The organism is Streptomyces sp. NPDC111744 (genome assembly GCF_055634995.1).
The window spans coordinates 451,326-476,421 of the sequence record NZ_JBVKCG010000001.1; the positions used below are offsets into that span (position 1 = coordinate 451,326).

General features: G+C 71.4%; 26 protein-coding genes. 18 read left to right on the forward strand and 8 right to left on the reverse strand.

The features are described from left to right. The first annotated feature begins 1 nt into the window (after window position 1). Together mmpB and ACZ7OO_RS02110 are read left to right on the forward strand one after the other, a co-directional pair. Window positions 2-130 (forward strand): morphogenic membrane protein MmpB, encoded by a 129-nt coding sequence (gene mmpB / locus ACZ7OO_RS02105; protein WP_352219597.1) that lies wholly within the window; start codon window positions 2-4, stop codon window positions 128-130. Window positions 131-153: 23 nt separating this feature from the next. Further along, window positions 154-756 carry a Maf family protein gene (locus ACZ7OO_RS02110; RefSeq protein ID WP_352219596.1) on the forward strand — a complete coding sequence of 201 codons (603 nt, stop codon included), beginning with the start codon at window positions 154-156 and terminating at the stop codon, window positions 754-756. Here the strand turns inward: ACZ7OO_RS02110 and ACZ7OO_RS02115 are convergent. Then, entirely contained in the window at window positions 728-1,270 is a 543-nt protein-coding gene (locus ACZ7OO_RS02115) for a hypothetical protein (RefSeq protein ID WP_471501233.1), read from the reverse strand. The two genes, ACZ7OO_RS02110 and ACZ7OO_RS02115, sit on opposite strands and share 29 nt — an antisense overlap. A 375-nt stretch (window positions 1,271-1,645) precedes the next feature. Between ACZ7OO_RS02115 and ACZ7OO_RS02120 the strand changes: the two genes are divergently transcribed. Both ACZ7OO_RS02120 and ACZ7OO_RS02125 read left to right on the forward strand, forming a co-directional pair. After that, window positions 1,646-3,418, forward strand: a complete 1,773-nt coding sequence (locus ACZ7OO_RS02120; protein ID WP_471500575.1) for an acetyl/propionyl/methylcrotonyl-CoA carboxylase subunit alpha — start codon at window positions 1,646-1,648, stop codon at window positions 3,416-3,418. Between the two features lie 290 nt (window positions 3,419-3,708). Beyond that, window positions 3,709-4,254, forward strand: coding sequence for a TetR/AcrR family transcriptional regulator (locus tag ACZ7OO_RS02125; RefSeq protein ID WP_471500577.1), 546 nt, complete (start codon window positions 3,709-3,711; stop codon window positions 4,252-4,254). 107 nt (window positions 4,255-4,361) lie between these two features. Here ACZ7OO_RS02125 and ACZ7OO_RS02130 read toward each other — a convergent pair whose 3' ends face one another. Further along, window positions 4,362-5,330, reverse strand: coding sequence for a DeoR/GlpR family DNA-binding transcription regulator (locus tag ACZ7OO_RS02130; RefSeq protein ID WP_471500579.1), 969 nt, complete (start codon window positions 5,328-5,330; stop codon window positions 4,362-4,364). 166 nt (window positions 5,331-5,496) lie between these two features. Beyond that, window positions 5,497-6,945, reverse strand: coding sequence for an NAD(P)H-quinone dehydrogenase (locus tag ACZ7OO_RS02135; RefSeq protein ID WP_471500581.1), 1,449 nt, complete (start codon window positions 6,943-6,945; stop codon window positions 5,497-5,499). A 96-nt stretch (window positions 6,946-7,041) separates the two neighbouring features. Here ACZ7OO_RS02135 and ACZ7OO_RS02140 point away from each other — a divergent pair, with 96 nt between their 5' ends. The 4 genes from ACZ7OO_RS02140 (at window position 7,042) to ACZ7OO_RS02155 (ending at window position 12,159) form a co-directional block, all read left to right on the forward strand. Then, window positions 7,042-7,482 carry a gamma-glutamylcyclotransferase family protein gene (locus tag ACZ7OO_RS02140; RefSeq protein ID WP_471500583.1) on the forward strand — a complete coding sequence of 147 codons (441 nt, stop codon included), beginning with the start codon at window positions 7,042-7,044 and terminating at the stop codon, window positions 7,480-7,482. A 285-nt stretch (window positions 7,483-7,767) separates the two neighbouring features. Continuing rightward, window positions 7,768-8,592 (forward strand): purine-nucleoside phosphorylase, encoded by an 825-nt coding sequence (locus tag ACZ7OO_RS02145; RefSeq protein WP_471500585.1) that lies wholly within the window; start codon window positions 7,768-7,770, stop codon window positions 8,590-8,592. A gap of 535 nt (window positions 8,593-9,127) precedes the next feature. Continuing rightward, window positions 9,128-10,759: a phospho-sugar mutase gene (locus tag ACZ7OO_RS02150; RefSeq protein WP_471500587.1), complete on the forward strand. Its 1,632-nt coding sequence runs from the start codon at window positions 9,128-9,130 to the stop codon at window positions 10,757-10,759. 215 nt (window positions 10,760-10,974) lie between these two features. After that, entirely contained in the window at window positions 10,975-12,159 is a 1,185-nt protein-coding gene (locus ACZ7OO_RS02155) for a hypothetical protein (RefSeq protein ID WP_471500589.1), read from the forward strand. Between the two features lie 194 nt (window positions 12,160-12,353). Here ACZ7OO_RS02155 and ACZ7OO_RS02160 read toward each other — a convergent pair whose 3' ends face one another. Next, window positions 12,354-13,052 (reverse strand): PH domain-containing protein, encoded by a 699-nt coding sequence (locus ACZ7OO_RS02160; protein ID WP_471500591.1) that lies wholly within the window; start codon window positions 13,050-13,052, stop codon window positions 12,354-12,356. Window positions 13,053-13,244: 192 nt separating this feature from the next. Here ACZ7OO_RS02160 and deoC point away from each other — a divergent pair, with 192 nt between their 5' ends. From deoC to ACZ7OO_RS02180, 4 genes are all read left to right on the forward strand, one after another. Beyond that, window positions 13,245-14,195: a deoxyribose-phosphate aldolase gene (gene deoC, locus ACZ7OO_RS02165; protein WP_471501235.1), complete on the forward strand. Its 951-nt coding sequence runs from the start codon at window positions 13,245-13,247 to the stop codon at window positions 14,193-14,195. A 21-nt stretch (window positions 14,196-14,216) separates the two neighbouring features. Next, on the forward strand, window positions 14,217-15,653 hold the full coding sequence (locus ACZ7OO_RS02170; protein WP_471500593.1) for an aldehyde dehydrogenase family protein: 1,437 nt from the start codon (window positions 14,217-14,219) through the stop codon (window positions 15,651-15,653). After that, a complete protein-coding gene (locus ACZ7OO_RS02175) occupies window positions 15,646-16,533 on the forward strand; it encodes an aldehyde dehydrogenase family protein (protein ID WP_352219574.1) in 888 nt (295 codons plus the stop codon). Before ACZ7OO_RS02170 ends, ACZ7OO_RS02175 begins: the two co-directional genes overlap by 8 nt. Before the next feature lie 73 nt (window positions 16,534-16,606). Beyond that, window positions 16,607-16,933: a hypothetical protein gene (locus tag ACZ7OO_RS02180; RefSeq protein WP_471500595.1), complete on the forward strand. Its 327-nt coding sequence runs from the start codon at window positions 16,607-16,609 to the stop codon at window positions 16,931-16,933. A 103-nt stretch (window positions 16,934-17,036) separates the two neighbouring features. On the opposite strand, the gene ACZ7OO_RS02185 is transcribed toward ACZ7OO_RS02180, so the two are convergent. Then, window positions 17,037-17,444, reverse strand: a complete 408-nt coding sequence (locus ACZ7OO_RS02185; protein WP_471500597.1) for a hypothetical protein — start codon at window positions 17,442-17,444, stop codon at window positions 17,037-17,039. A gap of 127 nt (window positions 17,445-17,571) precedes the next feature. Here ACZ7OO_RS02185 and ACZ7OO_RS02190 point away from each other — a divergent pair, with 127 nt between their 5' ends. After that, window positions 17,572-18,216, forward strand: coding sequence for a uridine kinase family protein (locus tag ACZ7OO_RS02190; protein WP_471500599.1), 645 nt, complete (start codon window positions 17,572-17,574; stop codon window positions 18,214-18,216). A gap of 274 nt (window positions 18,217-18,490) precedes the next feature. Here ACZ7OO_RS02190 and ACZ7OO_RS02195 read toward each other — a convergent pair whose 3' ends face one another. Then, window positions 18,491-19,228: a SigE family RNA polymerase sigma factor gene (locus tag ACZ7OO_RS02195; RefSeq protein ID WP_471500601.1), complete on the reverse strand. Its 738-nt coding sequence runs from the start codon at window positions 19,226-19,228 to the stop codon at window positions 18,491-18,493. 240 nt (window positions 19,229-19,468) lie between these two features. Here ACZ7OO_RS02195 and afsQ1 point away from each other — a divergent pair, with 240 nt between their 5' ends. From afsQ1 to ACZ7OO_RS02220, 5 genes are all read left to right on the forward strand, one after another. After that, window positions 19,469-20,146 carry a two-component system response regulator AfsQ1 gene (gene afsQ1 / locus ACZ7OO_RS02200; RefSeq protein WP_174855921.1) on the forward strand — a complete coding sequence of 226 codons (678 nt, stop codon included), beginning with the start codon at window positions 19,469-19,471 and terminating at the stop codon, window positions 20,144-20,146. After that, a complete protein-coding gene (locus ACZ7OO_RS02205; RefSeq protein ID WP_471500603.1) occupies window positions 20,143-21,699 on the forward strand; it encodes an ATP-binding protein in 1,557 nt (518 codons plus the stop codon). Before afsQ1 ends, ACZ7OO_RS02205 begins: the two co-directional genes overlap by 4 nt. Continuing rightward, entirely contained in the window at window positions 21,699-22,301 is a 603-nt protein-coding gene (locus tag ACZ7OO_RS02210; RefSeq protein ID WP_471500605.1) for a hypothetical protein, read from the forward strand. The genes ACZ7OO_RS02205 and ACZ7OO_RS02210 overlap by 1 nt, the downstream gene beginning before the upstream one ends. Window positions 22,302-22,476: 175 nt before the next feature. Further along, on the forward strand, window positions 22,477-23,028 hold the full coding sequence (locus ACZ7OO_RS02215; RefSeq protein ID WP_471500607.1) for a VanZ family protein: 552 nt from the start codon (window positions 22,477-22,479) through the stop codon (window positions 23,026-23,028). Between the two features lie 95 nt (window positions 23,029-23,123). Then, window positions 23,124-23,321: a PspC domain-containing protein gene (locus ACZ7OO_RS02220; protein WP_089099209.1), complete on the forward strand. Its 198-nt coding sequence runs from the start codon at window positions 23,124-23,126 to the stop codon at window positions 23,319-23,321. Between the two features lie 82 nt (window positions 23,322-23,403). Here the strand turns inward: ACZ7OO_RS02220 and ACZ7OO_RS02225 are convergent, their stop codons facing one another. Together ACZ7OO_RS02225 and ACZ7OO_RS02230 are read right to left on the reverse strand one after the other, a co-directional pair. Then, on the reverse strand, window positions 23,404-23,760 hold the full coding sequence (locus tag ACZ7OO_RS02225; protein ID WP_471500609.1) for an ATP-binding protein: 357 nt from the start codon (window positions 23,758-23,760) through the stop codon (window positions 23,404-23,406). Between the two features lie 153 nt (window positions 23,761-23,913). Beyond that, the gene (locus ACZ7OO_RS02230) at window positions 23,914-25,071 is read right to left on the reverse strand and encodes an adenosine deaminase (protein ID WP_471500611.1); all 1,158 of its coding nucleotides are present in this window, start codon (window positions 25,069-25,071) and stop codon (window positions 23,914-23,916) included. Window positions 25,072-25,096 lie beyond the last annotated feature (25 nt).

Consider the following 25,096-nt stretch of genomic DNA (forward strand, 5'->3'; position numbering starts at 1 on the left):
CATGCTGTGGTCGGACCCGGAAGACGAGCCGCCGAAGGACCTGCAGGACATGCAGAACACCCTCCGGCGGCTCGGCGTCCTCCTGGCCCTGGCCATGCTGCTGGCGATGATCGTGCTGGGCGTCAGATAGGCCGCAGCCACTACTCTGACGCCATGCGCAGACTCGTCCTCGCCTCCCAGTCCCCCGCCCGGCTGAACCTCCTGCGGCAGGCGGGCCTCGCCCCCGAGGTGATCGTCAGCGGCGTCGACGAGGACGCCGTCACCGCTCCCACCCCGGCCGAACTGGCCCTCGCCCTCGCCGAGGCCAAGGCTTCCGTCGTAGCCGCCCGCCCCGACGTGCGGGGCGCGATCGTGATCGGCTGTGACTCGGTGCTGGACCTCGACGGCCAGGCGCTCGGCAAGCCGGCGGACGCCGAGGAGGCGACCGCCCGCTGGAAGTCGATGCGCGGCCGGGCCGGCACCCTGCAGACGGGGCACTGCGTCTGGGACACGGCGAGCAACCGGCATGTGTCGGCGACCGCGTCCACCGTCGTCCGGTTCGGCGAGCCCACCGACGCGGAGGTCGCCGCGTACGTCGCCTCGGGCGAACCCCTCTACGTGGCCGGCGCGTTCACGCTCGACGGCCGCAGCGCGCCCTTCATCGACGGCATCGACGGCGACCACGGCAACGTGATCGGCATCAGCCTGCCCCTGGTCCGCCGGCTGCTCGCGGAGCTGGGCGTCGGCATCACGGAGTTGTGGGCGCCGGCGGAGTGACCGGCCCGGCGGCCGGGCTGTCCTTCCTCGGGTCCGGTTCCGGACCGGCCTGCGAGGTGTCCGCCGGACCGGAACCGGACCCGTCCGCACCCCCGTCGGCGTCCGCTCCGGTGCCGGGCTCCTCCGTACGGTCGTACGTCATCAGCAGCAGCACGACGAGCGCGAGGACGACCACCATGAACAGGAACGCGGTCCAGCCGATCAGGCCCCACACCACGGCGCCCAGCAGGCCGTGTACGACCGCGACGCTGATCAGCAGGATGCGGCCGAGGCCGGCGGGCGCACGGTCGCGTATCGCCACCAGCAGGGCCACCAGGGCGCACAGGGCGAAGTAGAGGCCGAAGACCACGGCACCGATCTTCGCGCTCACCGACATGTTGTGCGGGTCGAGGCCGGCCAGGGACATGTCCTGACGGTCGACCACCACTCCCATGAACCAGTTGAGCGCGGCGATGCCGAACGCCTCGGCGAGGAGTACGACCGCCACGACCCATGCCACCGGTCTGCGCACCACCGGCCCCCACCCACTTTCGGTCACGGCCCCACGAGAGCCGCTGTTACTTGAAGTACGTTCAAGACAGCGCGAACGCTACTAACGGGTAAACCCGGGGACAAGAGGCCGGGCGTCGGCAAAGATTCGTTGGGCCATTCGTAGGGACTCAACAAAGAAACGTTGTGGGGCGCGGCACGCTCTCACAGAGACCTTGAGCACATCGCGGGGCTAGGGTTTTCCGAAGGAGTCCTGCGTACAACGGTGCGACAAGGGCTTTCGCGGGTAGGGCGAGCCTCGCATCACGCTCCGTGTGGGCAAGCTCACCATTGGGGACGGGTCGAAGTGCCGTGTCGGCCTTCCCTAAACTCGGCTTGTTTCAAGGAGGGAGCCTCAATCGTGCGCAAGGTGCTCATCGCCAACCGTGGCGAAATCGCTGTCCGCGTGGCCCGGGCCTGCCGGGACGCAGGGATCGCGAGCGTGGCCGTCTACGCAGACCCGGACCGGGACGCTCTGCATGTCCGCGCCGCGGATGAGGCGTTCGCCCTGGGCGGTGACACCCCGGCCACCAGTTACCTGGACATCGACAAGGTCCTGAACGCGGCACGCGAGGCGGGGGCCGACGCCGTCCACCCGGGCTACGGCTTCCTGTCCGAGAACGCCGAGTTCGCCCAGGCGGTCCTGGACGCGGGCCTGACCTGGATCGGGCCGCCGCCGCAGGCCATCCGCGACCTCGGCGACAAGGTGGCCGCCCGGCACATCGCCCAGCGGGCCGGCGCCCCCCTGGTCGCCGGCACCCCGGACCCGGTCTCGGGTGCCGACGAGGTCGTGGCGTTCGCCGAGGAACACGGCCTGCCGATCGCCATCAAGGCCGCCTTCGGGGGCGGCGGGCGCGGGCTGAAGGTCGCCCGCACCCTCGAGGAGGTCCCGGAGCTGTACGACTCCGCCGTCCGTGAGGCGGTGGCCGCCTTCGGCCGCGGGGAGTGCTTCGTGGAGCGCTACCTGGACCGGCCGCGGCACGTGGAGACGCAGTGCCTCGCCGACAAGCACGGCAACGTGGTCGTCGTGTCGACCCGTGACTGCTCGCTCCAGCGCCGCCACCAGAAGCTCGTCGAAGAGGCCCCGGCCCCCTTCCTGTCCGACGCGCAGGTCGCCGAGCTGTACCGCGCCTCCAAGGCCATCCTCAAGGAGGCAGCCTACGAGGGCGCCGGCACCTGTGAGTTCCTGGTCGGCCAGGACGGCACGATCTCCTTCCTGGAGGTCAACACCCGCCTCCAGGTCGAGCACCCGGTGACCGAGGAGGTCGCCGGTATCGACCTGGTCCGCGAGATGTTCCGGATCGCCGACGGCGAGGAACTCGGCTACGACGACCCGCAGCTGCGCGGTCACTCCTTCGAGTTCCGGATCAACGGCGAGGACCCGGGCCGTAACTTCCTGCCCGCCCCCGGTTCGGTCACCACCTTCGACGCCCCCTCGGGCCCCGGTGTCCGCCTGGACGCGGGCGTGGAGGCCGGCTCGGTCATCGGCCCGGCCTGGGACTCCCTGCTGGCGAAGCTGGTCGTCACCGGCCGGACCCGCAAGGAGGCCCTGGAGCGGGCCGCCCGCGCCCTGGACGAGTTCCAGGTCGAGGGCATGGCCACGGCGATCCCGTTCCACCGGGCGGTGGTCAGGGACCCGGCGTTCGCGCCCGAGCTGACCGGCTCCGAGGACCCGTTCACGGTCCACACCCGCTGGATCGAGACCGAGTTCGTCAACGAGATCAAGCCCTTCGCCGCCCCGGCCGACGCCGAGGCGGAGGAGGAGGCCGGCCGTGAGACGGTCGTCGTCGAGGTCGGCGGCAAGCGCCTGGAGGTCTCGCTGCCGGCGTCCCTGGGCATGACCCTGGCCCGCACCGGCCTCGCCGCCGGCGCCAAGCCGAAGCGCCGGGCCGCCAAGAAGTCCGGCCCGGTCGCCTCCGGTGACACCCTCGCCTCACCGATGCAGGGCACGATCGTCAAGGTCGCGGTCGAGGAGGGCCAGGAGGTCAAGGAGGGCGACCTGATCGTCGTCCTGGAGGCCATGAAGATGGAGCAGCCGCTGAACGCGCACAAGGCCGGCACCATCAAGGGCCTCGCCGCCGAGATCGGTGCCTCCCTCACCTCCGGCGCCGTGATCTGCGAGATCAAGGACTGACGACGCCCCGAACCGCACCGCCCGGCGAACGGCACCCAGCCGTTCGCCGGGCACCCACGGGATGTCCGGCGGATCATCTCGGCGTCACAGGCCCTGGTGCGTGAATCTGCGGCGTTGCCGTCGGTCGCCGACGTCCCCCGGACTTCGGCCGAGGGTGTCCCCCTCGGCGTCGACTCCCTGCTCCCGCCTCAGCCGGCCACTTGCACCAGAGCCCGCTCGGCCCGGCCAGGACGCGCCGCTTCTCACGGCCGACCTGATCCGCCGAAACCCCTAGACTTCTGGAACGGCCCATGCGCGCCGACGCCCGCCGCAATCATGACCGGCTGCTCGCCGAGGCCCGTGTCGTGTTCGCCGAGTACGGCACCGACGCCTCGCTCGAGGACGTGGCCCGGCGGGCGGGCGTGGGTATCGGCACCCTGTACCGCCACTTCCCGAACCGGCACGCGCTGATGAGCGCGGTCTTCGAGGACGCGGTGAACGAACTCCTCGCCAGGGCCCGCGAGCTGCTGACGGCCCCCGAGCCGTGCAGGGCCCTGCTGACATGGCTCCACGAGGTGGTCGGCCATGCGGCCGAGTACCGGGGCCTGTCGAGGGCCTTGATGTCGGTGTCGTCGACCGACCCCGCGTCGGCCCTGGCCCGGTGCGGCACCCCGATCAGGGAGGCGGGCGGAGCACTGCTGCTACGCGCCCAGGAGTCGGGCGCCGTGCGGGCCGACGTTCATATCGCCGACCTGCTTCAGCTGACCCACGCCATCGCCCTGGCGGCGGAGGAGTCCCCGCAGGACCCGGCTCTGGCGGACAGGTTGCTGCAACTGACGCTGAGAGGACTGACGTAGGGGCACGGGGCCGGGCGATATGCGGTTACCGTCGCGTGGGCGCGACCGGCAAGGCACGCGACCCGCACCCGCGCGCGAACCGAACCCCCGGCGACGCACTCCGCCCCTCACCGCCGCCGCATATCGGCGACCCGCCCCCGCTCGGCCCCCGTCGGCTGTTCGCCGCCCAGCATCGATGCCGACCGCAACCCCGACCCCGGCACCTGACTCCGCCGCGGCCCCGGAAGGGATACGTCCCGACGCTGTTGATGCTGTTGCTGCCGCGCCGGGACCTGATCACCCCCCGGGTTTCCCGACGCTCCGGCCACAGCGATCTGCACCCCCTGATCGGCGAGGGCCTGAAGCTCCGTGGCCGCGCGGTCGTCATGAGGCGGCGGCTCGTCCGTGACCAGTCGGGTGATGAGGTCCGTCGGCACGGTCTGAAACATCGTGTCCGTACCGAGCTTGGTGTGGTCGGCGAGGACGACGACCTCCGCGGCGGCCTGCACCAGCGCCCGGTCGACGGACGCCGACAGCATGTTGGACGTGGACAGCCCCCGCTCCGCCGTCAGGCCACTGCCCGACAGAAAGGCCTTCGACACGCGCAGCCCCTGCAGGGACTGCTCCGCGCCGGAGCCGACGAGGGCGTAGTTGGAGCCGCGCAGGGTCCCGCCGGTCATCACGACCTCGACCCGGTTGGCATGGGCCAAGGCCTGCGCCACCAGCAGCGAGTTGGTGACGACGGTGAGTCCGGGGACCCGCGCCAGCCGGCGGGCGAGTTCCTGGGTGGTGGTACCCGCCCCGACCACGATGGCCTCGCCTTCTTCGACGAGACCCGCGGCGAGATCGGCGATGGCCGTCTTCTCGGCGGTCGCGAGATGTGACTTCTGCGGAAAGCCGGACTCCCGCGTGAACCCGCCCGGCAGTACCGCACCGCCATGCCGGCGGTCGAGGAGTCCTTCTGCCTCCAGTGCGCGCACGTCCCGCCGTACGGTCACTTCTGAGGTCTGGACGACGCGGGCGAGCTCACGGAGCGATACGGCCCCGTTCGCGCGCACCATTTCGAGGATCAATTGGCGACGTTCTGCAGCGAACACGAAACTGACAGTAACCCCAACGACCGTCTGGTTTCAGCAGTTTGCGCCGAATAGCAGAAGTTGTTCGCACAGCAGGGTCACAAGTGGTATAGGAGCCACCTCGCGCGACTATGCCGTACGCATGCTCGACAACTCCCCGTGACCAGCGGGGAGTCGGTTTTGGCCGTCAGACTTCGCTGCCGGTCTTCCGGGTGTGCAGCTGCCGCGCGACCTCCGCGATCGACCCCGAAAGGGAGGGGTACACGGTGAACGCGTTCGCGATCTGTTCGACCGTCAGATTGTTGTCGACGGCGATCGAGATGGGGTGGATGAGTTCCGAGGCGCGGGGCGCGACCACCACACCGCCGACCACTATCCCCGTACCCGGCCGGCAGAACATCTTCACGAAGCCGTCGCGGATGCCCTGCATCTTCGCGCGCGGGTTGCGCAGCAGCGGCAGCTTCACCACGCGCGCGTCGATCTTTCCGGAGTCGACGTCGGCCTGCGTGTAGCCCACCGTCGCGATCTCCGGGTCGGTGAAGACGTTGGACGACACGGTCTTCAGGTTCAGCGGGGCCACGGCGTCGCCCAGGAAGTGGTACATGGCGATACGCCCCTGCATGGCGGCCACCGACGCGAGGGCGAAGACCCCGGTCACGTCACCGGCGGCGTACACGCCCGGAGCCGTCGTCCTCGACACCTTGTCGGTCCAGATGTGCCCGGAGTCGCGCAGCTTGACGCCCGCCTCCTCCAGACCCAGCCCCGCGCTGTTCGGGATGGCGCCGACGGCCATCAGGCAGTGCGTGCCGGTGATGACCCGCCCGTCGGCGAGGGTCACCTCCACCCGGTCCCCGACCCGCTTGGCGGCGGCGGCCCGCGACCGGGCCATGACGTTCATGCCACGGCGGCGGAACACGTCCTCCAGGACAGCGGCCGCGTCCGGGTCCTCGCCCGGCAGCACGCGGTCCCGGGACGACACCAGGGTCACCTTGGACCCCAGCGCCTGGTAGGCACCGGCGAACTCGGCACCGGTCACACCCGACCCGACGACGATGAGCTCCTCGGGCAGCTCGTCGAGGTCGTAGACCTGGGTCCAGTTCAGGATGCGCTCGCCGTCGGGCTGGGCGTCGGGCAGCTCGCGCGGATGGCCTCCGGTGGCGATGAGCACCGCGTCGGCCGTCAGGGTCTCCGCACTCCCGTCGGCGGCGGTGACGACGACCTTGCGCGACCCGTCCAGGGCCTGCATGCCCTCAAGCCGCCCGCGACCCCGCATGACCCGCGCACCGGCACGCGTCACCGAGGCCGTGATGTCGTGCGACTGCGCGAGGGCGAGGCGCTTCACACGCCGGTTGACCTTCCCCAGATCGACCCCGACCACCCGTGCCGCCTGCTCCAGCGGTGGGGTGTCGTCGGCGACGATGATTCCCAGCTCCTCGTACGAGGAGTCGAAGTTGGTCATCACCTCGGCCGTAGCGATAAGGGTCTTCGACGGCACGCAGTCGGTCAGCACCGACGCTCCGCCCAGACCGTCGCAGTCGACGACGGTCACCTCCGCGCCGAGCTGCGCGCCCACCAGCGCCGCTTCATAGCCGCCGGGTCCGCCACCGATGATCACGATCCGAGTCACGTACTCCATTGTCCCGCACCCCTCAAGGTGCTATTGCCCGGGGGCGCCACCCGACGCTTCCTGGGGCTGGGGAGGTACCTGGGACGGCTGCCGTACCCTCTCCCCATGTCGTCGCTCTACGCCGCGTACGCCGGCAATCTCGACGCACGGCTGATGTCGCGCCGCGCTCCGCACTCGCCCCTGCGCGCCACCGGCTGGCTGAACGGATGGCGGCTGACCTTCGGCGGGGAGCAGATGGGCTGGGAGGGCGCGCTGGCGACGATCGTCGAGGACCCCCTCTCCCAGGTCTTCGTTGGCCTCTACGACCTCGCCCCGATGGACGAGGAGTCCATGGACCGCTGGGAGGGCGTCGGCATGGGCATCTACCGCCGGGCACGTGTGCGCGTGCACACGCTGGAGGGCGAGGAGAGCGCCTGGCTCTACGTCCTCAACGGCTACGAGGGCGGCCTGCCCTCGGCCCGCTACCTCGGCGAGATCGCCGACGCCGCCGAGTCGGCCGGCGCACCACACGATTACGTGATGGAGCTGCGCAAGCGGCCCTGCTGACACGCCGCGTCCCTGCACTTGTGGAACCGACGCGTCGAGCTGGACGATCGTCAGCGCATCGCGTTCCACAGGGGCATCGCCCTGCCGGCCTCACGCGGCACGTCCCCGTGACCGACGAGTGACCCCGTCGGCGTCCCCCATCGAGGCCCAAGCCGCACAGACCACCTACAGGTGGCACAAAGTTACTTGCGTCACAGCGCTCGTTGGAAACGACAAGACAACGATCGCCATCCCGTGAGCTCAGTCATCTACGCGCGTAGGCCAGGACCGGCTACTCTCATCCGCGTGAACGCATCTCTTCTTCCGGACCACATCCAGGGCGACCCCCATGCCGCTGCCGGCGCGGCCGCCGCGCGGCTGCGCGAGCTCACGGGCGCCGAGACCCACGACGTCGCCCTCGTGATGGGCTCCGGCTGGGCTCCGGCCGTCGACGCCCTGGGCGCTCCTGACGCCGAGTTCCAGGTCACCGAGGTGCCCGGCTTCCCGCCGCCGGCCGTCGAGGGGCACGGTGGCAAGATCCGCTCGTACTCCTTCGGTGACAAGCGCGCGCTGGTCTTCCTGGGCCGCACCCACTACTACGAGGGTCGCGGCGTCGCCGCCGTCGCACACGGCGTCCGCACCGCCGTAGCCGCCGGCTGCAAGACGATCGTCCTCACCAACGGCTGCGGCGGCCTGCGCGAGGGCATGCGTCCCGGCCAGCCGGTCCTCATCAGCGACCACATCAACCTCACGGCGACCTCCCCGATCGTCGGCGCGAACTTCGTGGACCTGACGGACCTGTACTCCCCCCGCCTGCGTGCCCTGTGCAAGGAGATCGACCCCACCCTCGAAGAGGGCGTCTACGCGCAGTTCCCCGGCCCGCACTACGAGACCCCGGCCGAGATCCGCATGGCCCGCGTCATCGGCGCGGACCTGGTGGGCATGTCGACGGTCCTCGAGGCGATCGCCGCGCGCGAGGCGGGCGCGGAGGTCCTGGGCATCTCCCTGGTGACCAACCTGGCGGCGGGCATGACCGGCGAGCCGCTGAACCACGAGGAGGTCCTCCAGGCGGGCCGCGACTCGGCGGCACGGATGGGCTCACTGCTGGCGCAGGTGCTGGGCAGGCTGTAACCGCCGCGACAGGGGTTGCCACGGAAGGCCGCAGAGCGTCCGCGGCCCCGCCGCCGGCCGGTCGCGCAGTTCCCCGCGCCCCTGGGTGGGTACGGACACCCGGCGCCCACGACGGACCGTCGAGGCTGTAACCGCCGCGACAGGGGTTGCCACGGAAGGCCGTAGAGCGCCCGCGGCCCGCCGCGGCCGGTCGCGCAGTTCCCCGGCCCCCCCTGGGCGGGTACGGGCACCCGGCGCCCACGACGGACCGTCGGCCCGCCGCCCACCATCCACCACTCGCGGCGGATCGTTGACCAGGCGCCGGCCGCCGCGGATCGTTGGCCGCCCGCGGCGGGAAGGGGACGGGGTGGGGGTGTCCGCCCGCAGCGGCCGGCGTCCGTCGCCGAGCATGCCCCTGAGAGACAGCACCGCCGGACCGAGGACGGATACCCCCGCCCCGGCCCCGACCCACCACCGAACCGCAGGCGCTACGCGCGCCCCCACCGAAGCCGCGCATGCGCCGCAGGCACGACACGAGAGAGGTTGGACGACGACCGTGCAAGACGATCTCATCGCCCGGGCCAGGACCTGGCTCGCCGAGGACCCGGACCCCGACACCCGCGACGAGCTGGCCAAGCTGATCGACGCCGAGGACATCACCGAACTGTCGGCCCGCTTCAGCGGCACCCTCCAGTTCGGCACCGCCGGCCTGCGCGGCGAGCTCGGCGCCGGCCCGATGCGCATGAACCGCACTGTCGTCATCCGCGCCGCCGCAGGCCTCGCCGCCTACCTCAGGCAGCACGGCCATACCGGCGGAGTCGTCGTCATCGGCTACGACGCCCGCCACAAGTCCGCCGACTTCGCCCGCGACACCGCGGCCGTCATGACGGGCGCCGGCCTTCACGCCGTCGTACTCCCCCGCCCCCTCCCCACCCCGGTCCTGGCGTTCGCCATACGGCACCTCGGCGCGGTCGCCGGCGTCGAGGTCACCGCCAGCCACAACCCGCCCCGCGACAACGGCTACAAGGTCTATCTGGGCGACGGCTCCCAGATCGTCCCGCCCGCGGACGCGGAGATCGCCGCCGAGATCGACGCGATCGCGAGCCTGCACGACGTCCCCCGCCCCGAGGCCGGCTGGGAAACCCTCGACGACGCCGTCCTGGAGGCCTACCTGGCCCGTACGGACGCCGTCCTGGCCCCCGGCTCCCCCCGCACCGCCCGGACCGTTTACACGGCCATGCACGGCGTCGGCAAGGAGACCCTCCTCGCCGCCTTCGCGCGGGCCGGCTTCCCCGAGCCGCTGCTGGTCGCCGAACAGGCCGAACCGGACCCCGACTTCCCGACCGTCGCCTTTCCCAACCCGGAGGAGCCCGGCGCGATGGACCTGTCCTTCGCCCAGGCCCGCGCCACCGACCCCGACCTGATCATCGCCAACGACCCGGACGCCGACCGCTGCGCCGCAGCCGTCAAGGACAACGGCACCTGGCGCATGCTGCGCGGCGACGAGGTCGGCTCCCTCCTCGCCGCCCACCTGGTCCGGCGCGGAGCGACCGGCGTGTTCGCCGAGTCGATCGTCTCCTCCTCCCTCCTCGGCCGTATCGCCGAGAAGGCCGGACTCCCCTACGAGGAGACCCTGACCGGCTTCAAGTGGATCGCCCGCGTCGACGGCCTGCGCTACGGCTACGAGGAGGCCCTCGGCTACTGCGTCGACCCCGAGGGCGTCCGGGACAAGGACGGCATCACGGCCGCCCTCCTGATCACCGAACTGGCCTCGGTCCTCAAGGAGGAGGGCCGCACCCTTCTCGACCTCCTCGACGACCTCGCCGTGGAGCACGGCCTGCACGCCACCGACCAGCTCTCGGTCCGCGTCGAGGACCTCTCCGTCATCGCGGACGCGATGCGGCGCCTCCGCGAGCAGCCCCCGACCGAACTGGCGGGCCTCCCCGTCACCAAGGCGGAGGATCTGGCCCAGGGCACGGACAAGCTGCCGCCCACCGACGGCCTGCGGTACGCCCTCACCGGCGCCCGGGTCGTCGTCCGCCCCAGCGGCACCGAACCCAAGCTGAAGTGCTACCTGGAGGTCGTCGTCCCGGTGGCCACGCACGCCGACCTCCCGGCGGCCCGCGCCAAGGCGACCGAGACCCTGGCCGCGATCAAGCGGGACCTGTCGACGGCGGCCGGCATCTGACACCCCCCTCTCACCCGCCCTCTGACACCAGCTCTGACGCCCCGTAGGGGTGCCCCTCCGCCCGGGGGCACCCCTACGGGTGATTTCGCGACGGCGACCGACCCACCCACCGCGCCCCGCCCCGGCTCCCGGGGAACGGTGGTCCGGTACCGCCCGTACCGCGTACCGCCCGTACCGCCCGCCGCAGCCGTCGTAGTCGCACTGGAGCCGCCGCCGTGTCATCGACCGCCCCCGACACCGCCCCCAGCGGACACATCCCGGGCACCCGGCGACCCCACCTCCCCACGGCGACCGCCCCCCGGCACGCCCTGCGCCGGGCGGCACCGGCCCTCGCCGGGTATCTCGCGGTACGCCTCACCGGCCTGCTGTTCCTCGCCGTCTGGGCGCACCGGCGTCACCACGGGGTGTGGCCGATGCTGGCGACGCAGTGGGACTCCCGCTGGTACCTCGGAATCGCCGACCACGGGTACACACACGCACTGGGCACCGCCTACGACCACAACAACCTGGCTTTCTTCCCGCTGTATCCGCTGCTGGTCAAGGCCGTGGCCGTCGTGACCCCCGGCACCCGGGCCAGCACCGGGCTCGCCCTCGCCTGGCTGGCCTCGCTCGTCGCGGCCTGGGGCGTGTTCGCGGTGGGCGACCGGCTGGCCGGGCGCCGGGTCGGGGTGCTGCTCACCGTGTTGTGGGCGGCGTATCCGGTGGGTCTGGTGCAGTGGATGGGCTACACCGAGTCGTTGTTCACGGCGTTCGCCGCGTGGACGCTGTACGCGGTGCTCGCCGAGCGCTGGCTGTGGGCGGCCGCGGGATCGGTCCTCGCCGGGCTGACCCGGCCGACCGGCATCGCGGTGGCCGCCGCCGTGACGGTCACCGCCCTGCTCTCCCTGCGCTCCCGTTTCTCGGCGCGCGCCCTGACGGCGGCCGTGCTGGCCCCGCTGGGCTGGTGCGCGTACGTCGGCTGGGTGGGCCTCAGACTGGGCCGCTGGGACGGCTACTTCGCCGTACAGCGGCTGTGGCACAACGAGCTGGACGGCGGCGCGGAGACCCTGCGCTGGCTGCGGCACCTGTTCGGGCAGGTCGCGCGGCCGGAGCTGTTCCTGATCATGGTGAGCCTGACGATCATCGCGTCGGTCGTCCTGTTCGGGCTCGCGGTCGCGGACCGGCAGCCGGTGCCGCTGCTGGTGTACGGCGCGGTCCTGCTGGTGATCGTGGTGGCGAGCGGGGGCGTCTACTTCCCGCGGGCCCGCTTCCTCCTCCCGGGTTTCCCGCTGCTGCTGCCCGTCGCCGGGTATCTCGCCCGCGCCTCACGGCGGTTGCGGGTGCTCGCGCTGACGGCCGCGGTGGCGGGGTCGGCGTACTGCGGGGCGTACATGCTGCTGGTATGGCCGAGCGCGCCGTGATTCGCCGGCGGGAGCGCCGTGAGCCGCCGGCGGTGCGGCCGCGTGCGCGGTGTGCCTCCAGCGGTTTGGGGCAGGCGCAACCGTGCAGGTGGGGCCAGAGCTGCACGTCGGGCCCCTCGCCCAGCTCCGGCACACCCGGCACCAACGGGCGCGCATCCACCAGTTCCGTCTCCGGATGCTTCCCGGCGCGTCGGTCAGCCCACCGCCAGCAGGATCGCCAGCAGCACCGCCCCCGCGACCGCCGGCGCCACCACCTCGTACGCCCAGCGGACCGTGATCTCGCCCTGCGCGGACTCGGCCGGGCCCCGGTTCTCCAGCGTCCCCCGCAGCTCGTCCATGATCTTGTCGGTCTCCGCGCGCACCGGCCCGGTCGCGTCGTCGGCCTCCCGTAGGCCCCCGAACGCGCCACCACCCACGCCACCGCCCATGCCGAAGCCGCCCATACCGAACCCACCGCCTCCCCGCCCGACGGACCCCGTCCGCCCGCGCCGCGCGTCCGACTCCGACTTCGCCTGCCGGCGCGCCGCCCTCTTGCGGCCCCGCAGCGACACCGGGATCGCCCATAGTTGGTACTTCGCGCCCGACTTGACGATCACCTCGTTCGAGTAGCCGGAGCGCAGGGAGGCGATCTCCCCCCACGGCAACGTGATCACCCGGAAGGGGTTCCGTACCCGCAGCCGGTCCTCGCCCGCGAACACCGCCGGGCGCAGGGTGAAGGCGGCCACCAGCGGCACGATGAGGATCAGGGCGGCCAGGGCGAGCCAGGGGGTTTGGCCGTGGCCCCGGAACAGCGCGTCGATGCCCAGCCAGCAGACGATCGCGAGCAGGAGTACGCCGCCGATCAGCGCCTGGGGCGAGCGGTAGATGCGGTCCTTGACGAGGGGCGTGGTCATGCCGCGATTCTGCCTCAGCCGTGCGCCTTCGCGCCGTGAGGGATACGTCTCGTGCGCGGGTGCGGGTGGTTCGTGGTTGCTCGCTCAGTTCCCCGCGCCCTTTTCAGGGGCGTCTGCCCCACCGCCCCTGACAAGAACAGGCCCCTCGGGGTGTACAGCCGCTACGCGCGTAGATATGCTCGGCTGGTGACCATGCCCACCACCGCACCCCACGCACTTGCTGACGTCACCGCGTCCGACAGCACGCTGCGCCGTTTCCTTCACGGGCTGCCCGGCGTCGACGCGGTCGGCCTGGAGGCACGTGCCGCCTCCCTCGGCACCCGTTCCATCAAGACCACCGCGAAGGCGTACGCCATCGACCTCGCCATCTCGATGGTCGACCTGACGACGCTGGAAGGCGCGGACACCCCGGGCAAGGTCCGGGCGCTCGGCGCCAAGGCGGTCCACCCGGACCCGACGGACCGTACGACCCCCGCCACGGCCGCCGTCTGTGTCTATCCCGACATGGTGGCCACCGCGAAGGAGGCCGTCGCCGGCTCCGGTGTCAAGGTCGCCTCGGTCGCCACCGCCTTCCCGGCGGGCCGCGCGGCGCTGCCGGTCAAGCTCGCCGACGTGCGGGACGCCGTGGCCGCGGGTGCCGACGAGATCGACATGGTCATCGACCGCGGGGCGTTCCTCGCGGGGAACTACGGCAAGGTCCACGAGGAGATCGTCGCCGTGAAGGAGGCCTCGGGCGCCGCCCGGCTCAAGGTCATCTTCGAGACCGGCGAGCTGTCGACGTACGACAACATCCGCCGGGCCTCCTGGCTCGGCATGCTGGCCGGCGCCGACTTCATCAAGACCTCCACCGGCAAGGTCGCGGTGAACGCGACGCCCGCGAACACCCTCCTCATGCTGGAGGCCGTGCGCGACTTCCGCGCGCAGACGGGGGTCCAGGTCGGCGTCAAGCCCGCCGGCGGCATCCGGACCAGCAAGGACGCGATCAAGTTCCTCGTCCTCGTCAACGAGACCGCAGGCGCGGACTGGCTGGACAACCACTGGTTCCGCTTCGGCGCCTCCTCGCTCCTGAACGACCTGCTGATGCAGCGTCAGAAGCTGGCCACCGGCCGCTACTCCGGCCCCGACTACGTGACGGTGGACTGATCGACCATGGCCAAGGAAAAGATGACCACCGCATTCGAGTACGCACCGGCGCCCGAGTCCCGCTCCGTCGTCGACATCGCGCCCGCCTACGGCCTCTTCATCGACGGTGAGTTCACCGACGCGGCCGACGGCAAGGTCTTCAAGACCGTCAGCCCCAGCACCGAGGAGGTCCTCTCCGAGGTCGCCCGGGCGGGTGCCGAGGACGTCGACCGGGCTGTCAGGGCCGCCCGCAAGGCCTTCGAGAAGTGGTCCGCGCTGCCGGGCTCCGAGCGCGCCAAGTACCTCTTCCGCATCGCCCGCATCATCCAGGAGCGCAGCCGTGAGCTGGCCGTCCTGGAGACCCTGGACAACGGCAAGCCCATCAAGGAGACGAGGGACGCCGACCTCCCGCTGGTCGCCGCGCACTTCTTCTACTACGCGGGCTGGGCCGACAAGCTCGACCACGCCGGTTTCGGCCCGGAGCCCCGGCCGCTCGGCGTGGCCGGCCAGGTCATCCCCTGGAACTTCCCGCTCCTGATGCTGGCGTGGAAGATCGCCCCGGCGCTCGCCACCGGCAACACGGTGGTCCTGAAGCCCGCCGAGACGACCCCGCTGTCCGCTCTCTTCTTCGCGGACATCTGCCGCCAGGCGGGCCTCCCCAAGGGCGTCGTCAACATCCTCCCGGGCTACGGTGACGCGGGCGCCGCGATCGTCGCCCACCCGGACGTGAACAAGGTCGCCTTCACCGGCTCCACCGCCGTCGGCAAGGAGATCGCGCGCACGGTCGCCGGCAGCCGCAAGAAGCTCACCCTCGAACTGGGCGGCAAGGGCGCCAACATCGTCTTCGACGACGCCCCCATCGACCAGGCCGTGGAGGGGATCGTCACCGGGATCTTCTTCAACCAGGGCCAGGTCTGCTGCGCGGGCTCCCGCCTCCTCGTCCAGGAGTCGATCCACGACGAGCTGCTCGACTCCCTGAAGCGCCGCCTGTCGACACTTCGCCTCGGCGACCCGCTGGACAAGAACACCGACATCGGCGCGATCAACTCCGCGGAGCAGCTCGCGCGGATCACCTCCCTCGTCGAGCAGGGCGAGGCGGAGGGCGCCGAGCGCTGGTCCCCGGCCTGCGAGATCCCGTCCGCCGGCTACTGGTTCGCCCCGACGCTCTTCACGAACGTCACCCAGGCGCACACCGTCGCCCGCGACGAGATCTTCGGCCCCGTCCTGTCGGTCCTGACCTTCCGCACCCCGGACGAGGCGGTGGCGAAGGCCAACAACACCCCGTACGGCCTCTCCGCCGGCATCTGGACGGAGAAGGGGTCCCGGATCCTGGCCGTCGCCAACAAGCTGCGCGCGGGCGTGATCTGGTCCAACACGTTCAACAAGTTCGACCCCACCTCGCCGTTCGGCGGTTACAAGGAGTCGGGCTTCGGCCGCGAGGGCGGCCGCCACGGCCTGGAGGCATACCTCGATGTCTGATCGCCTGTCTGTCTTCAAGACCTACAAGCTGTACGTCGGCGGGAAGTTCCCGCGTTCCGAGAGCGGCCGGGTGTACGAGGTGACGGACTCGAAGGGCAACTGGCTGGCCAACGCACCGCAGTCCAGCCGCAAGGACGCCCGGGACGCGGTCGTCGCCGCGCGCAAGGCGTTCGGCGGCTGGTCCGGGGCCACGGCCTACAACCGCGGCCAGGTCCTCTACCGCGTCGCTGAGATGCTGGAGGGCCGCCGGGACCAGTTCGTGCGCGAGGTCGCCGACGCGGAGGGCCTCGGCAAGTCCAAGGCGGCCGCCGTCGTGGAAGCGACGATCGACCGCTGGGTCTGGTACGCGGGCTGGACCGACAAGATCGCCCAAGTGGTCGGCGGCGGCAACCCGGTCGCGGGCCCGTTCTTCAACCTCTCCTCCCCCGAGCCGACCGGCGTGGTGGCCGTCCTGGCCCCGCAGGAGTCGTCTTTCCTGGGCCTGGTGAGCGTGGTGGCCCCGGTGATCGCCACGGGCAACACGGCGGTGGTGATCGCCAGCGAGAAGTCCCCGCTCCCGGCCCTCTCCCTGGCCGAGGTGCTGGCCACCTCCGACGTCCCCGGCGGAGTGGTCAACGTCCTCTCCGGCCGTACGGCGGAGATCGCGGCGCCCCTGGCCGCCCACCAGGACGTCAACGCGATCGACCTCGCGGGCGCCGACGAGGCGCTGGCGAAGGAGCTGGAGATCGCGGCGGCCGACAATCTCAAGCGCGTTCTCCGTCCACAGCCTGTGGACGACTGGACGCGGACGCCGGGCACCGACCGCATGACGGCGTTCCTGGAGACGAAGACGGTCTGGCACCCGACGGGGGCGCTGGGCGCGTCGGGATCGTCGTACTGACAGCGACGGCCCCCTGAGCGGAGGGCCGCGCCTCGTCCCCGTCCGGAGGGGCGCGGCCCTCGACTCCACCGTGATGCATACAAGACGAATCGCCCTCACCGACCACGAGCACGAGGGCGGCGCCTTGGCGGGCACGAACACGACCGGCGCGGGACTCACCGGTACCGGACTCACTGGTACCGGTGCGGGACTCACCGCTGCCGGCAGGGGTGCCGCCGACGCCGGGACGGACGTCGTGGGTGTCGGAGCCGGCGTCGGGTCCATGACCCGCGCCACCACCGCACCCTCGGCGAATCCCGAACCGGTCGCCAGCGTCACCGAGGCGGCCAGGACCCCGCCGCAACGGCGACCACAGCCGGCCGGCGCGACCGGGTGCTCTACGTCATCGACGACGACGTGACCCACATCCTGGTCACCCACCTCGCAGAACTGCCTGAACAGCGGGCAGACCACAGGGGCCGCGCCTGCTCGCAAACCCGGAGGAGGCGCGGCGCTCCGCGAGGTCAGCGGCCCAGCGCCCCCGCCGCCTGCCCCACCACCGGAATCTCCCCGACCGACCCCGCCTGCGCCACCGGCCCCGTCAGCATCTTCGACGACACCGGCTGGAAGTCGGCCACCTGCGTCCCCACGCCGTTGTCCAGCGGGTCGACACCCGTGCCGGCAAGGGGGTTGGGCTTCAGCCCGGCCACCGGCCCCGTGACATACGGCAGCATGGCGCCCAGCGCCTGCATGCCCGCCTTCGGGTCGATGTGACCGAGCGAGCTGGGCCGGGTGTTCACCGAGGGGCCCAGGATGTGCTGGGTGTCGGCGGCGGCCGTCGCGGCGCCCGCGCCGAGCGCCACCCCCGCCGTGGCGAGTGCGACCAGGGCGCGCTGGGCGGTCGGAGTCGGGGAGGACGCGGTTCGGGCCATTGCTGATGCCACCTTTGGGTGCGCAGGGTAATCGTTTCGATACACAGGGTAGTTGAGGTGTGACTCACGCTCCAAAGCCGACCCGCGGGGTCGGCAGGAGGCCCCCCATGCGTCAAACTGGTGTTCCGTGAGCATTCATCCGCCGTCTCCCGCCCGTGTCGTGCTGCTGTGCGGCCCCTCCGGCTCGGGCAAGTCACTCGTCGCCGCCCGCTCCGGGCTGCCCGTGCTGCGCCTCGACGACTTCTACAAGGAGGGCGACGACCCGACTCTGCCGCTGGTGGCGGGGAGTTCGGACATCGACTGGGACCACCCGGAGTCCTGGGACGCGGATGTCGCGGTCGAGGCCATCGCCCAGCTCTGTGCCACGGGGTCGGCGCCCGTGCCGGTGTACGACATCTCGCTGAGCGCCCGTACCGGCGCGGAGACGCTGCACATCGGCCGTACCCCGCTGTTCATCGCGGAGGGCATCTTCGCCGCCGAGATCGTCGACCGCTGCCGGGAGCTGGGGCTGCTGGCCGACGCGCTCTGTCTGAGCCGGGGCCCGATGCGGACCTTCCGGCGCCGCTTCCTGCGCGACCTCAAGGAGGGCCGTAAGTCGGTGCCGTTCCTGCTGCGCCGCGGCTGGCGGCTGATGCGCGCGGAGCGGGCGATCGTGAGCCGCCAGGTGTCGCTGGGCGCGCACCCGTGCGACCGGGACGAGGCGCTGGGCCGGCTGGCGTCGGCGGCCGTCGGGCACCACGGCACGGCGAAGACCACCGCAACCATCAACTGAGGGACCACGACGGCGAGCAACCACGTCCGCGAGAGCGGCACCGGTCCAGGCGCAAAGGGGAGCGGGACTGGATGGACCCCCCGGCCCTCCAGTCCCGCTCCCCCGTCGCTCCGCCGAACACCCCCGTGTCCCCCGTGCGGAGCTCCCCCGTGCTTTCCCCCCGAGTCCCCCCGGACTCGCTTTCCCCCGTGCCTCCCCCATGGGCCCTGACTCGCGATCCCCCGTGAGTCCCCCCGGGCCCTCCCCGTCGGGATCCCCCCGGATCCCCTTACCTTCAGGCGACAAGCTCCCCGAAGGCGTTCATTTCGTCACGGCCGAAGCTGAGGACGTCGTCCTCGCGCAGCCGGCGGAGCGACCGCCAGATGCTGGACTTCACCGTGCCGACACTGATGTCGAGGATCTCCGCGATCTCCGGGTCCGTGCGGCCCTCGTAGTAGCGCAGGACCAGCATGGTGCGCTGGAGTTCGGGGAGCCGGGCCAGCGCCTGCCACAGGACCGCGCGCAGCTCGGTGCCGCTCATCGCGTCCGTGTCGCCGGGCGTCTCCGGCAGTTCCTCGGTCGGGTACTCGTTGAGCTTGCGCCGCCGCCAGGCGCTGATGTGCAGGTTCGTCATGGTGCGGCGCAGATAGCCGCCGACCGCCGCCTTGTCGCTGATCCGGTCCCACGCCCTGTACGTCGAGAACAGCGCGCTCTGCAGCAGGTCCTCGGCCTCGAAGCGGTCACCGGTCAGGTGGTAGGCGGTCGCGTACAGGGAGGCGCGGCGCTCCTGGACGTAGGCGGTGAACTCCGCCTCGCTCAGCGAGCGACGCTCCCCCGTGTCCTCCCCGTATGCGGATCCCCCTTGCGGCTCCCCCGTACGGCTGTCAACCACCGTCATATAGGCGGTGTGCTGACGTCCGGTGCCGCGAGCGCACCCCCGCCCGCTCACGGCACCGGACTTCTCGGAACCCCGGTTCACGTCGTGCAGGCGCGTGATCACTGCGCTGGTGCTGTGGCCTTGCAGCGTGTTCATCTAGCGCCCCCCGTCGTGGACTTCCGGTAGTTCGGCTTGCCCAGGCCGTTTCCTTGCCTGTGCCGAGAACTCTGCCGGGCCACCTTCACGGCCGTATCCGCCGACTGTCACAGACCTGTCACAGGGGTTCGGCACAGAGAGTCCACACAAGATGCACAGGTGGTGGCGGTACAGAGGTTTGCGGACACCTCCGAGCCGCACAGGTCGTACGACAGCCCCCGCATGGGCCAGAATGAGCCCGTGCCTTCCCTGTTGCTGATCGAGGACGACGACGCCATCCGTACGGCCCTGGAGCTCTCACTGACGCGCCAGGGGCACCGGGTGGCCACCGCTGCGACCGGTGAGGACGGTCTGAAGCTGTTGCGTGAGCAGCGGCCCGATCTGATCGTCCTCGACGTCATGCTGCCCGGCATCGACGGGTTCGAGGTGTGCCGGCGGATCCGGCGCACGGACCAGTTGCCGATCATTCTGCTGACCGCGCGCAGCGACGACATCGACGTGGTGGTCGGGCTGGAGTCCGGGGCCGACGACTATGTCGTCAAACCCGTCCAGGGCCGGGTGCTCGACGCCCGGATCCGGGCCGTGCTGCGCCGCGGGGAGCGGGAGTCCAGCGACTCGGCGACCTACGGCAACGTCGTCATTGACCGGTCCGCGATGACCGTGACGAAGAACGGCGAGGACCTCCAGCTGACGCCCACCGAGCTGCGGCTGCTGCTCGAACTGAGCCGGCGGCCCGGGCAGGCGCTGTCCCGTCAGCAGCTGCTGCGGCTGGTGTGGGAGCACGACTACCTCGGTGACTCCCGGCTGGTGGACGCCTGTGTGCAGCGGCTGCGCGCCAAGGTGGAGGACGTGCCCTCCTCCCCGACCCTGATCCGTACCGTGCGTGGTGTCGGCTACCGCCTGGACGCTCCTCAGTGACGGACCGGCAAGGGGGATTCCGCGGCTGGGCCGCGGACCGCAAGGGAGCCGTTTCCCGGCTGCGCTTCACCAGTCTGCGGCTGCGGCTCGTCGTGGTCTTCGGACTGGTCGCGCTGACCGCGGCCGTGTCCGCGTCCGGCATCGCGTACTGGCTGAACCGCGAGGCCGTGCTCACCCGTACCCAGGACGCGGTGCTGCGCGACTTCCAGCAGGAGATGCAGAACCGGGCCGGAGCGCTGCCCGTCCATCCCACCCAGGACGAACTCCAGCGCACGGCCGGGCAGATGGCCAACAGCAGCCAGCGCTTCAGCGTGCTGCTGGTGGGCGAGGACACGGGCGGCAAGACGGTGTACGGCAGTTCGGACGGGCTCAGCGCGTTCGCGCTCGACGACGTGCCGAAGCCGCTGCGGAACGCCGTCGACAAGCAGCAGAAGCTGACCGACTCCAACAAGTCGGCCTACCACCTGTACTGGCAGCGGGTCGTCGACCACGGCACACCGTATCTCGTCGCCGGGACGCGGCTGATCGGCGGCGGTCCGACCGGCTACATGATGAAGTCCCTGGGGCCGGAGGCGAAGGACCTCAACTCGCTGGCGTGGTCGCTGGGTATCGCCACCGGTCTTGCCCTCATCGGCTCCGCGCTGCTCGCTCAGGCCGCCGCCACGACCGTACTGAAGCCCGTGCACCGCCTCGGAGTCGCCGCGCGGCGGCTCGGCGAGGGCAAGCTGGACACCCGGCTGCGGGTGTCGGGGACGGACGAACTCGCCGATCTCTCACGGACGTTCAACGACGCGGCCGAGGCGCTGGAGAAGCGGGTCGACGACATGGCCGCGCGGGACGACGCCTCGCGTCGCTTCGTCGCCGACATGAGCCATGAACTCCGTACGCCGCTCACCGCGATCACCGCCGTGACCGAGATCCTGGAGGAGGAGCTGGAGGCGGAGTCGGGGTCGGTGGACCCGATGATCGAGCCCGCCGTCCGGCTGGTCGTCAGCGAGACCCGCCGCCTCAACGACCTCGTCGAGAACCTGATGGAGGTCACCCGCTTCGACGCCGGGACGGCCCGGCTGGTCCTCGACGACGTCGACATCGCCGACCAGATCACCTCCTGCATCGACGCCCGGGCCTGGCTGGACGCGGTGGAGCTGGACGCCGAGCGCGGTATCCACGCCCGCCTCGACCCGCGCCGCCTCGACGTCGTCCTCGCCAACCTGATCGGCAACGCGCTCAAGCACGGCGGTTCGCCGGTGCGGGTGTCGGTGCGGATCGAGGGCGACGACCTGGTGGTCGCCGTACGCGACCACGGCCCCGGCATCCCCGAGGACGTCCTGCCGCACGTCTTCGACCGGTTCTACAAGGCGAGCGCCTCCCGGCCGCGTTCCGAGGGCAGCGGCCTGGGCCTGTCCATCGCGACCGAGAACGCCCGTATCCACGGCGGCTCGATCACCGCCGCCAACTCCCCCGAGGGCGGTGCGGTGTTCACGTTCCGGCTGCCCCGGGACGCCTCGGCCCTGACCGAGGAGACCAAGGATGCCGGGGAGAAGGGCGCCTGATGCACGTACGAAGACTCCTGGCCGTCGCCGGTCTGGCGCTCGCGCTCTCCGGGTGCGGGATCCGGGCCACCGAGGTGCCGACCGACTTCGGCGGGGCGCCCTCGCGGGTGCCGTGCTCGATGACCCAGCCGGATCTGTCGACGCAGTCCGCGCGCGGGGTGCCGGTGCAGGTGTTCCTGCTGTGCGGCTCCTCGCTGGTGACCGTGGACCGGGAGGTACGGGTCCCGGAGGGTACGGCGGACGCGCAGCGGCGGGTGATCGTCGCCCAGGGGCTGCTGGACCAGCTCGCGGAGACGCCCACGGCCGCCGAGAAGGCGGCGGGCTACACGACGTACGTTCGCGGGGGGATGTCGGTCGTCGGGCCACGCGCCGGCGACCCCGAGGACACACTGCGGCTGAGCACCTCGCCGACGCAGCTGACGTCGTACGCGCTGGGCCAGATCGTGTGCACGCTCTCCGACTCGGCCGCGGCCGAGGGCGACGGTTCGGTGATCCTGGGCGGGCCGGGGCGGGAGCCGCTGCTGCGGTACGAGTGCACGGACCCGGTACGGAACTCTCCGAGCGGGAACCGGCCGCCGTCCAGTGAGGTTTCTTCTCGCTGAGGGGTGTTGCGGCGCCTCATGGGGTGCCGGGGAGGGTTGTGCGGCGGGTGCGGCACGGTGGGGGCCGGCCGCGGAGTTCCTGGCGTCCCTTTGGGGCGTGCCTTGGGCGCCGTGTGTCTGAGACCTCACCCGCGTATCCGGAACCGTTCGCGTGCGCGGGCGCGTCTAGGGGGGAGTGCAGCGTCAAGGCTCCATCGGCGGCAGCGCCGCGATCCGCGTCCGTGTGACAGGGGGTGTCCTCCTTGTCGCACATCTCGCGTTCGTCGCCTGGCTGATGCTGCGGCCGCTGGACGTGCCGTGGGTGATGCCCGCCAACCTGCACCCGTTCGCCGGTATCCGTGCCGACCTGGCGCTGGGCCCGCGCGAGGCGGCCCACCGGATCGGCGAGGGACTCGCGCTGCTCGCCCCGCTGGGCGTACTGCTCCCGACGGTCCACGGCAGACTCCGCGTCTCCCCGCTCGCCTCCCTGATCCGTACCGCCGCCGCGGGCACCCTGATCTCGCTCGGCATAGCCCTGCTGCAGACCGGGGTGCCCGGACGGGTGGTGGACGTCGACTCGATCCTCCTCAACACGGTCGGCGTGGTCGTCGCGCATCTGGCGGTGGTCCCGGCGGCCCGCTCCCGGCTCCGCCGCCGGCGTGAGCTGCGACGCCCCGTGGCCCTCCCCCAGGAGGACGCGGTTCAGGGTCGTACCCCGACGATTCCCAGGGTCGGGATCGCCCCGTAGAGCGACGCTTCGACCCGGTTCGTCTCCGTACCGTGGAGGGCAGATGAGGGGCCGCACGGGCCGCCTCGAACCGGACGCTCACGAAGGAGCCGCGGATGTCCAGCCTCGCCCGCCCCACCCATGGCCGCATGATCGGCGGAGTGTGCGCCGCGCTGGCCCGGCGCTTCGGCACCTCCGCGACGACGATGCGGGTGATCTTCCTGCTGTCCTGCCTGCTGCCGGGCCCGCAGTTCCTGCTCTACATAGCGCTGTGGATCCTCCTCCCCTCGGAGGAGAAGGCCACCGCCTGGTGACAGCTGCGCGGGGCAACGCCGTTGGGGCGCACCGGTCGATACCGGTGCGCCCCAACGGCGTTGCCGATCGGCTGGGGAGAGGTCAGCCGATCGGAATCCCGTTCACCGGCAGGCCGTGCGTGGGCATGCCCTGGACCGGCAGTCCACCGAGGAGGCCGGCGACGGGCTTGGTCGGGCCGCCGCCGGCGAGAAGCTGCTCGGCGGCCGGCTGGGCGGCGGCGAGCCCGGCCGCGAGGGCGGTCTGCCCATGCGCCACGGCCTCACCGGCGCCCGGCAGGGCCTTGGAGACGTTCTCGGCCGGCAGCGTCTTGGTGACGGTGTCCAGGGCCTGCGAGGAGTCCGGGACGGCCGGGGCCGCGTTGGCCGCACCCGCGCCGACGGCGGCGAAGGCGGCACCGAGAGCGGCGACACCGAGGGTCTTGGCAGCAGACTGCTTCATTGTTGATTGCGTCCTTGGAATACGGTGACGGGGATCGTTGAAAGCGCTGAGCGGTCCACGACCGTAAACATGCCGGACCGCCCACCGCAAACACCGGAATGCGGACGGCCGGTGCGGGACCGTCCGCATCGTGTGCCCCGCCGGGGCGTCCGATCAGCCCTGCGAATCGACAGAACCGCTGGTGGAAGCGGTCTGCCGGAACAGCCATTCGGATTTCAGCTCCGCATACCCCGGCTTGACGACGTCATTGATCATGGCGAGTCGTTCATCGAAAGGAATGAACGCTGATTTCATCGCATTGACGGAGAACCACTGCAGGTCGTCGAGCGTGTAACCGAACGCCTCGATGAGGTGCTCGAATTCCCGGCTCATGCTGGTCCCGGACATCAGCCGGTTGTCCGTGTTCACGGTGGCCCGGAAGTGCAGCCGGCGCAACAGCCCGATCGGGTGCTCGGCATAGGAGTCGGCGGCCCCGGTCTGGAGGTTGGAGCTGGGGCACAGCTCCAGCGGGATCCGCTTGTCACGGACGTAGGAGGCGAGGCGGCCGAGCTTGACCGTGCCGTCCTCATGGACCTGGATGTCGTCGATGATCCGCACACCGTGCCCGAGCCGGTCGGCGCCGCACCACTGGAGGGCCTGCCAGATGGACGGCAGCCCGAAGGCCTCGCCGGCGTGGATGGTGAAGTGGTTGTTCTCGCGCTTGAGGTACTCGAAGGCGTCGAGGTGCCGGGTGGGCGGGTAGCCGGCCTCGGCGCCGGCGATGTCGAAGCCGACGACGCCCAGGTCCCGGTAGCGGTTGGCGAGCTCGGCGATCTCCAGGGAGCGGGCCGCGTGCCGCATGGCGGTGAGCAGGGCACCGACCCGGATCCGCCGGCCGTTCTCCCGGGCGAGGGCCTCGCCCTGCCGGAAGCCCTCGTTGACGGCCTCGACGACCTCTTCGAGGGACAGGCCCCTCTCGAGGTGCTGCTCGGGCGCGTACCGCACCTCGGCGTAGACGACGCCGTCCTCGGCGAGGTCCTCCGCGCACTCGCGCGCGACCCGCACCAGGGAGTCCCGGGTCTGCATGACCCCGACGGTGTGCGAGAAGGTCTCCAGGTACCGCTCCAGCGAGCCGGAGTCGGCGGCCTCCCGGAACCAGACACCGAGCTTGTCCGGATCGGACTCGGGAAGCTCGGTGTACCCGGTCTCCCGGGCGAGGTCGGCGACGGTACCGGGGCGCAGACCGCCGTCCAGGTGGTCGTGCAGCAGAACCTTCGGTGCCCGGCGGATCTGCTCCGGTGTCGGGGTGTTCGCGATGCTCTGGCTCGTCATTTCCGCACTGTAACTCCTACGCGCG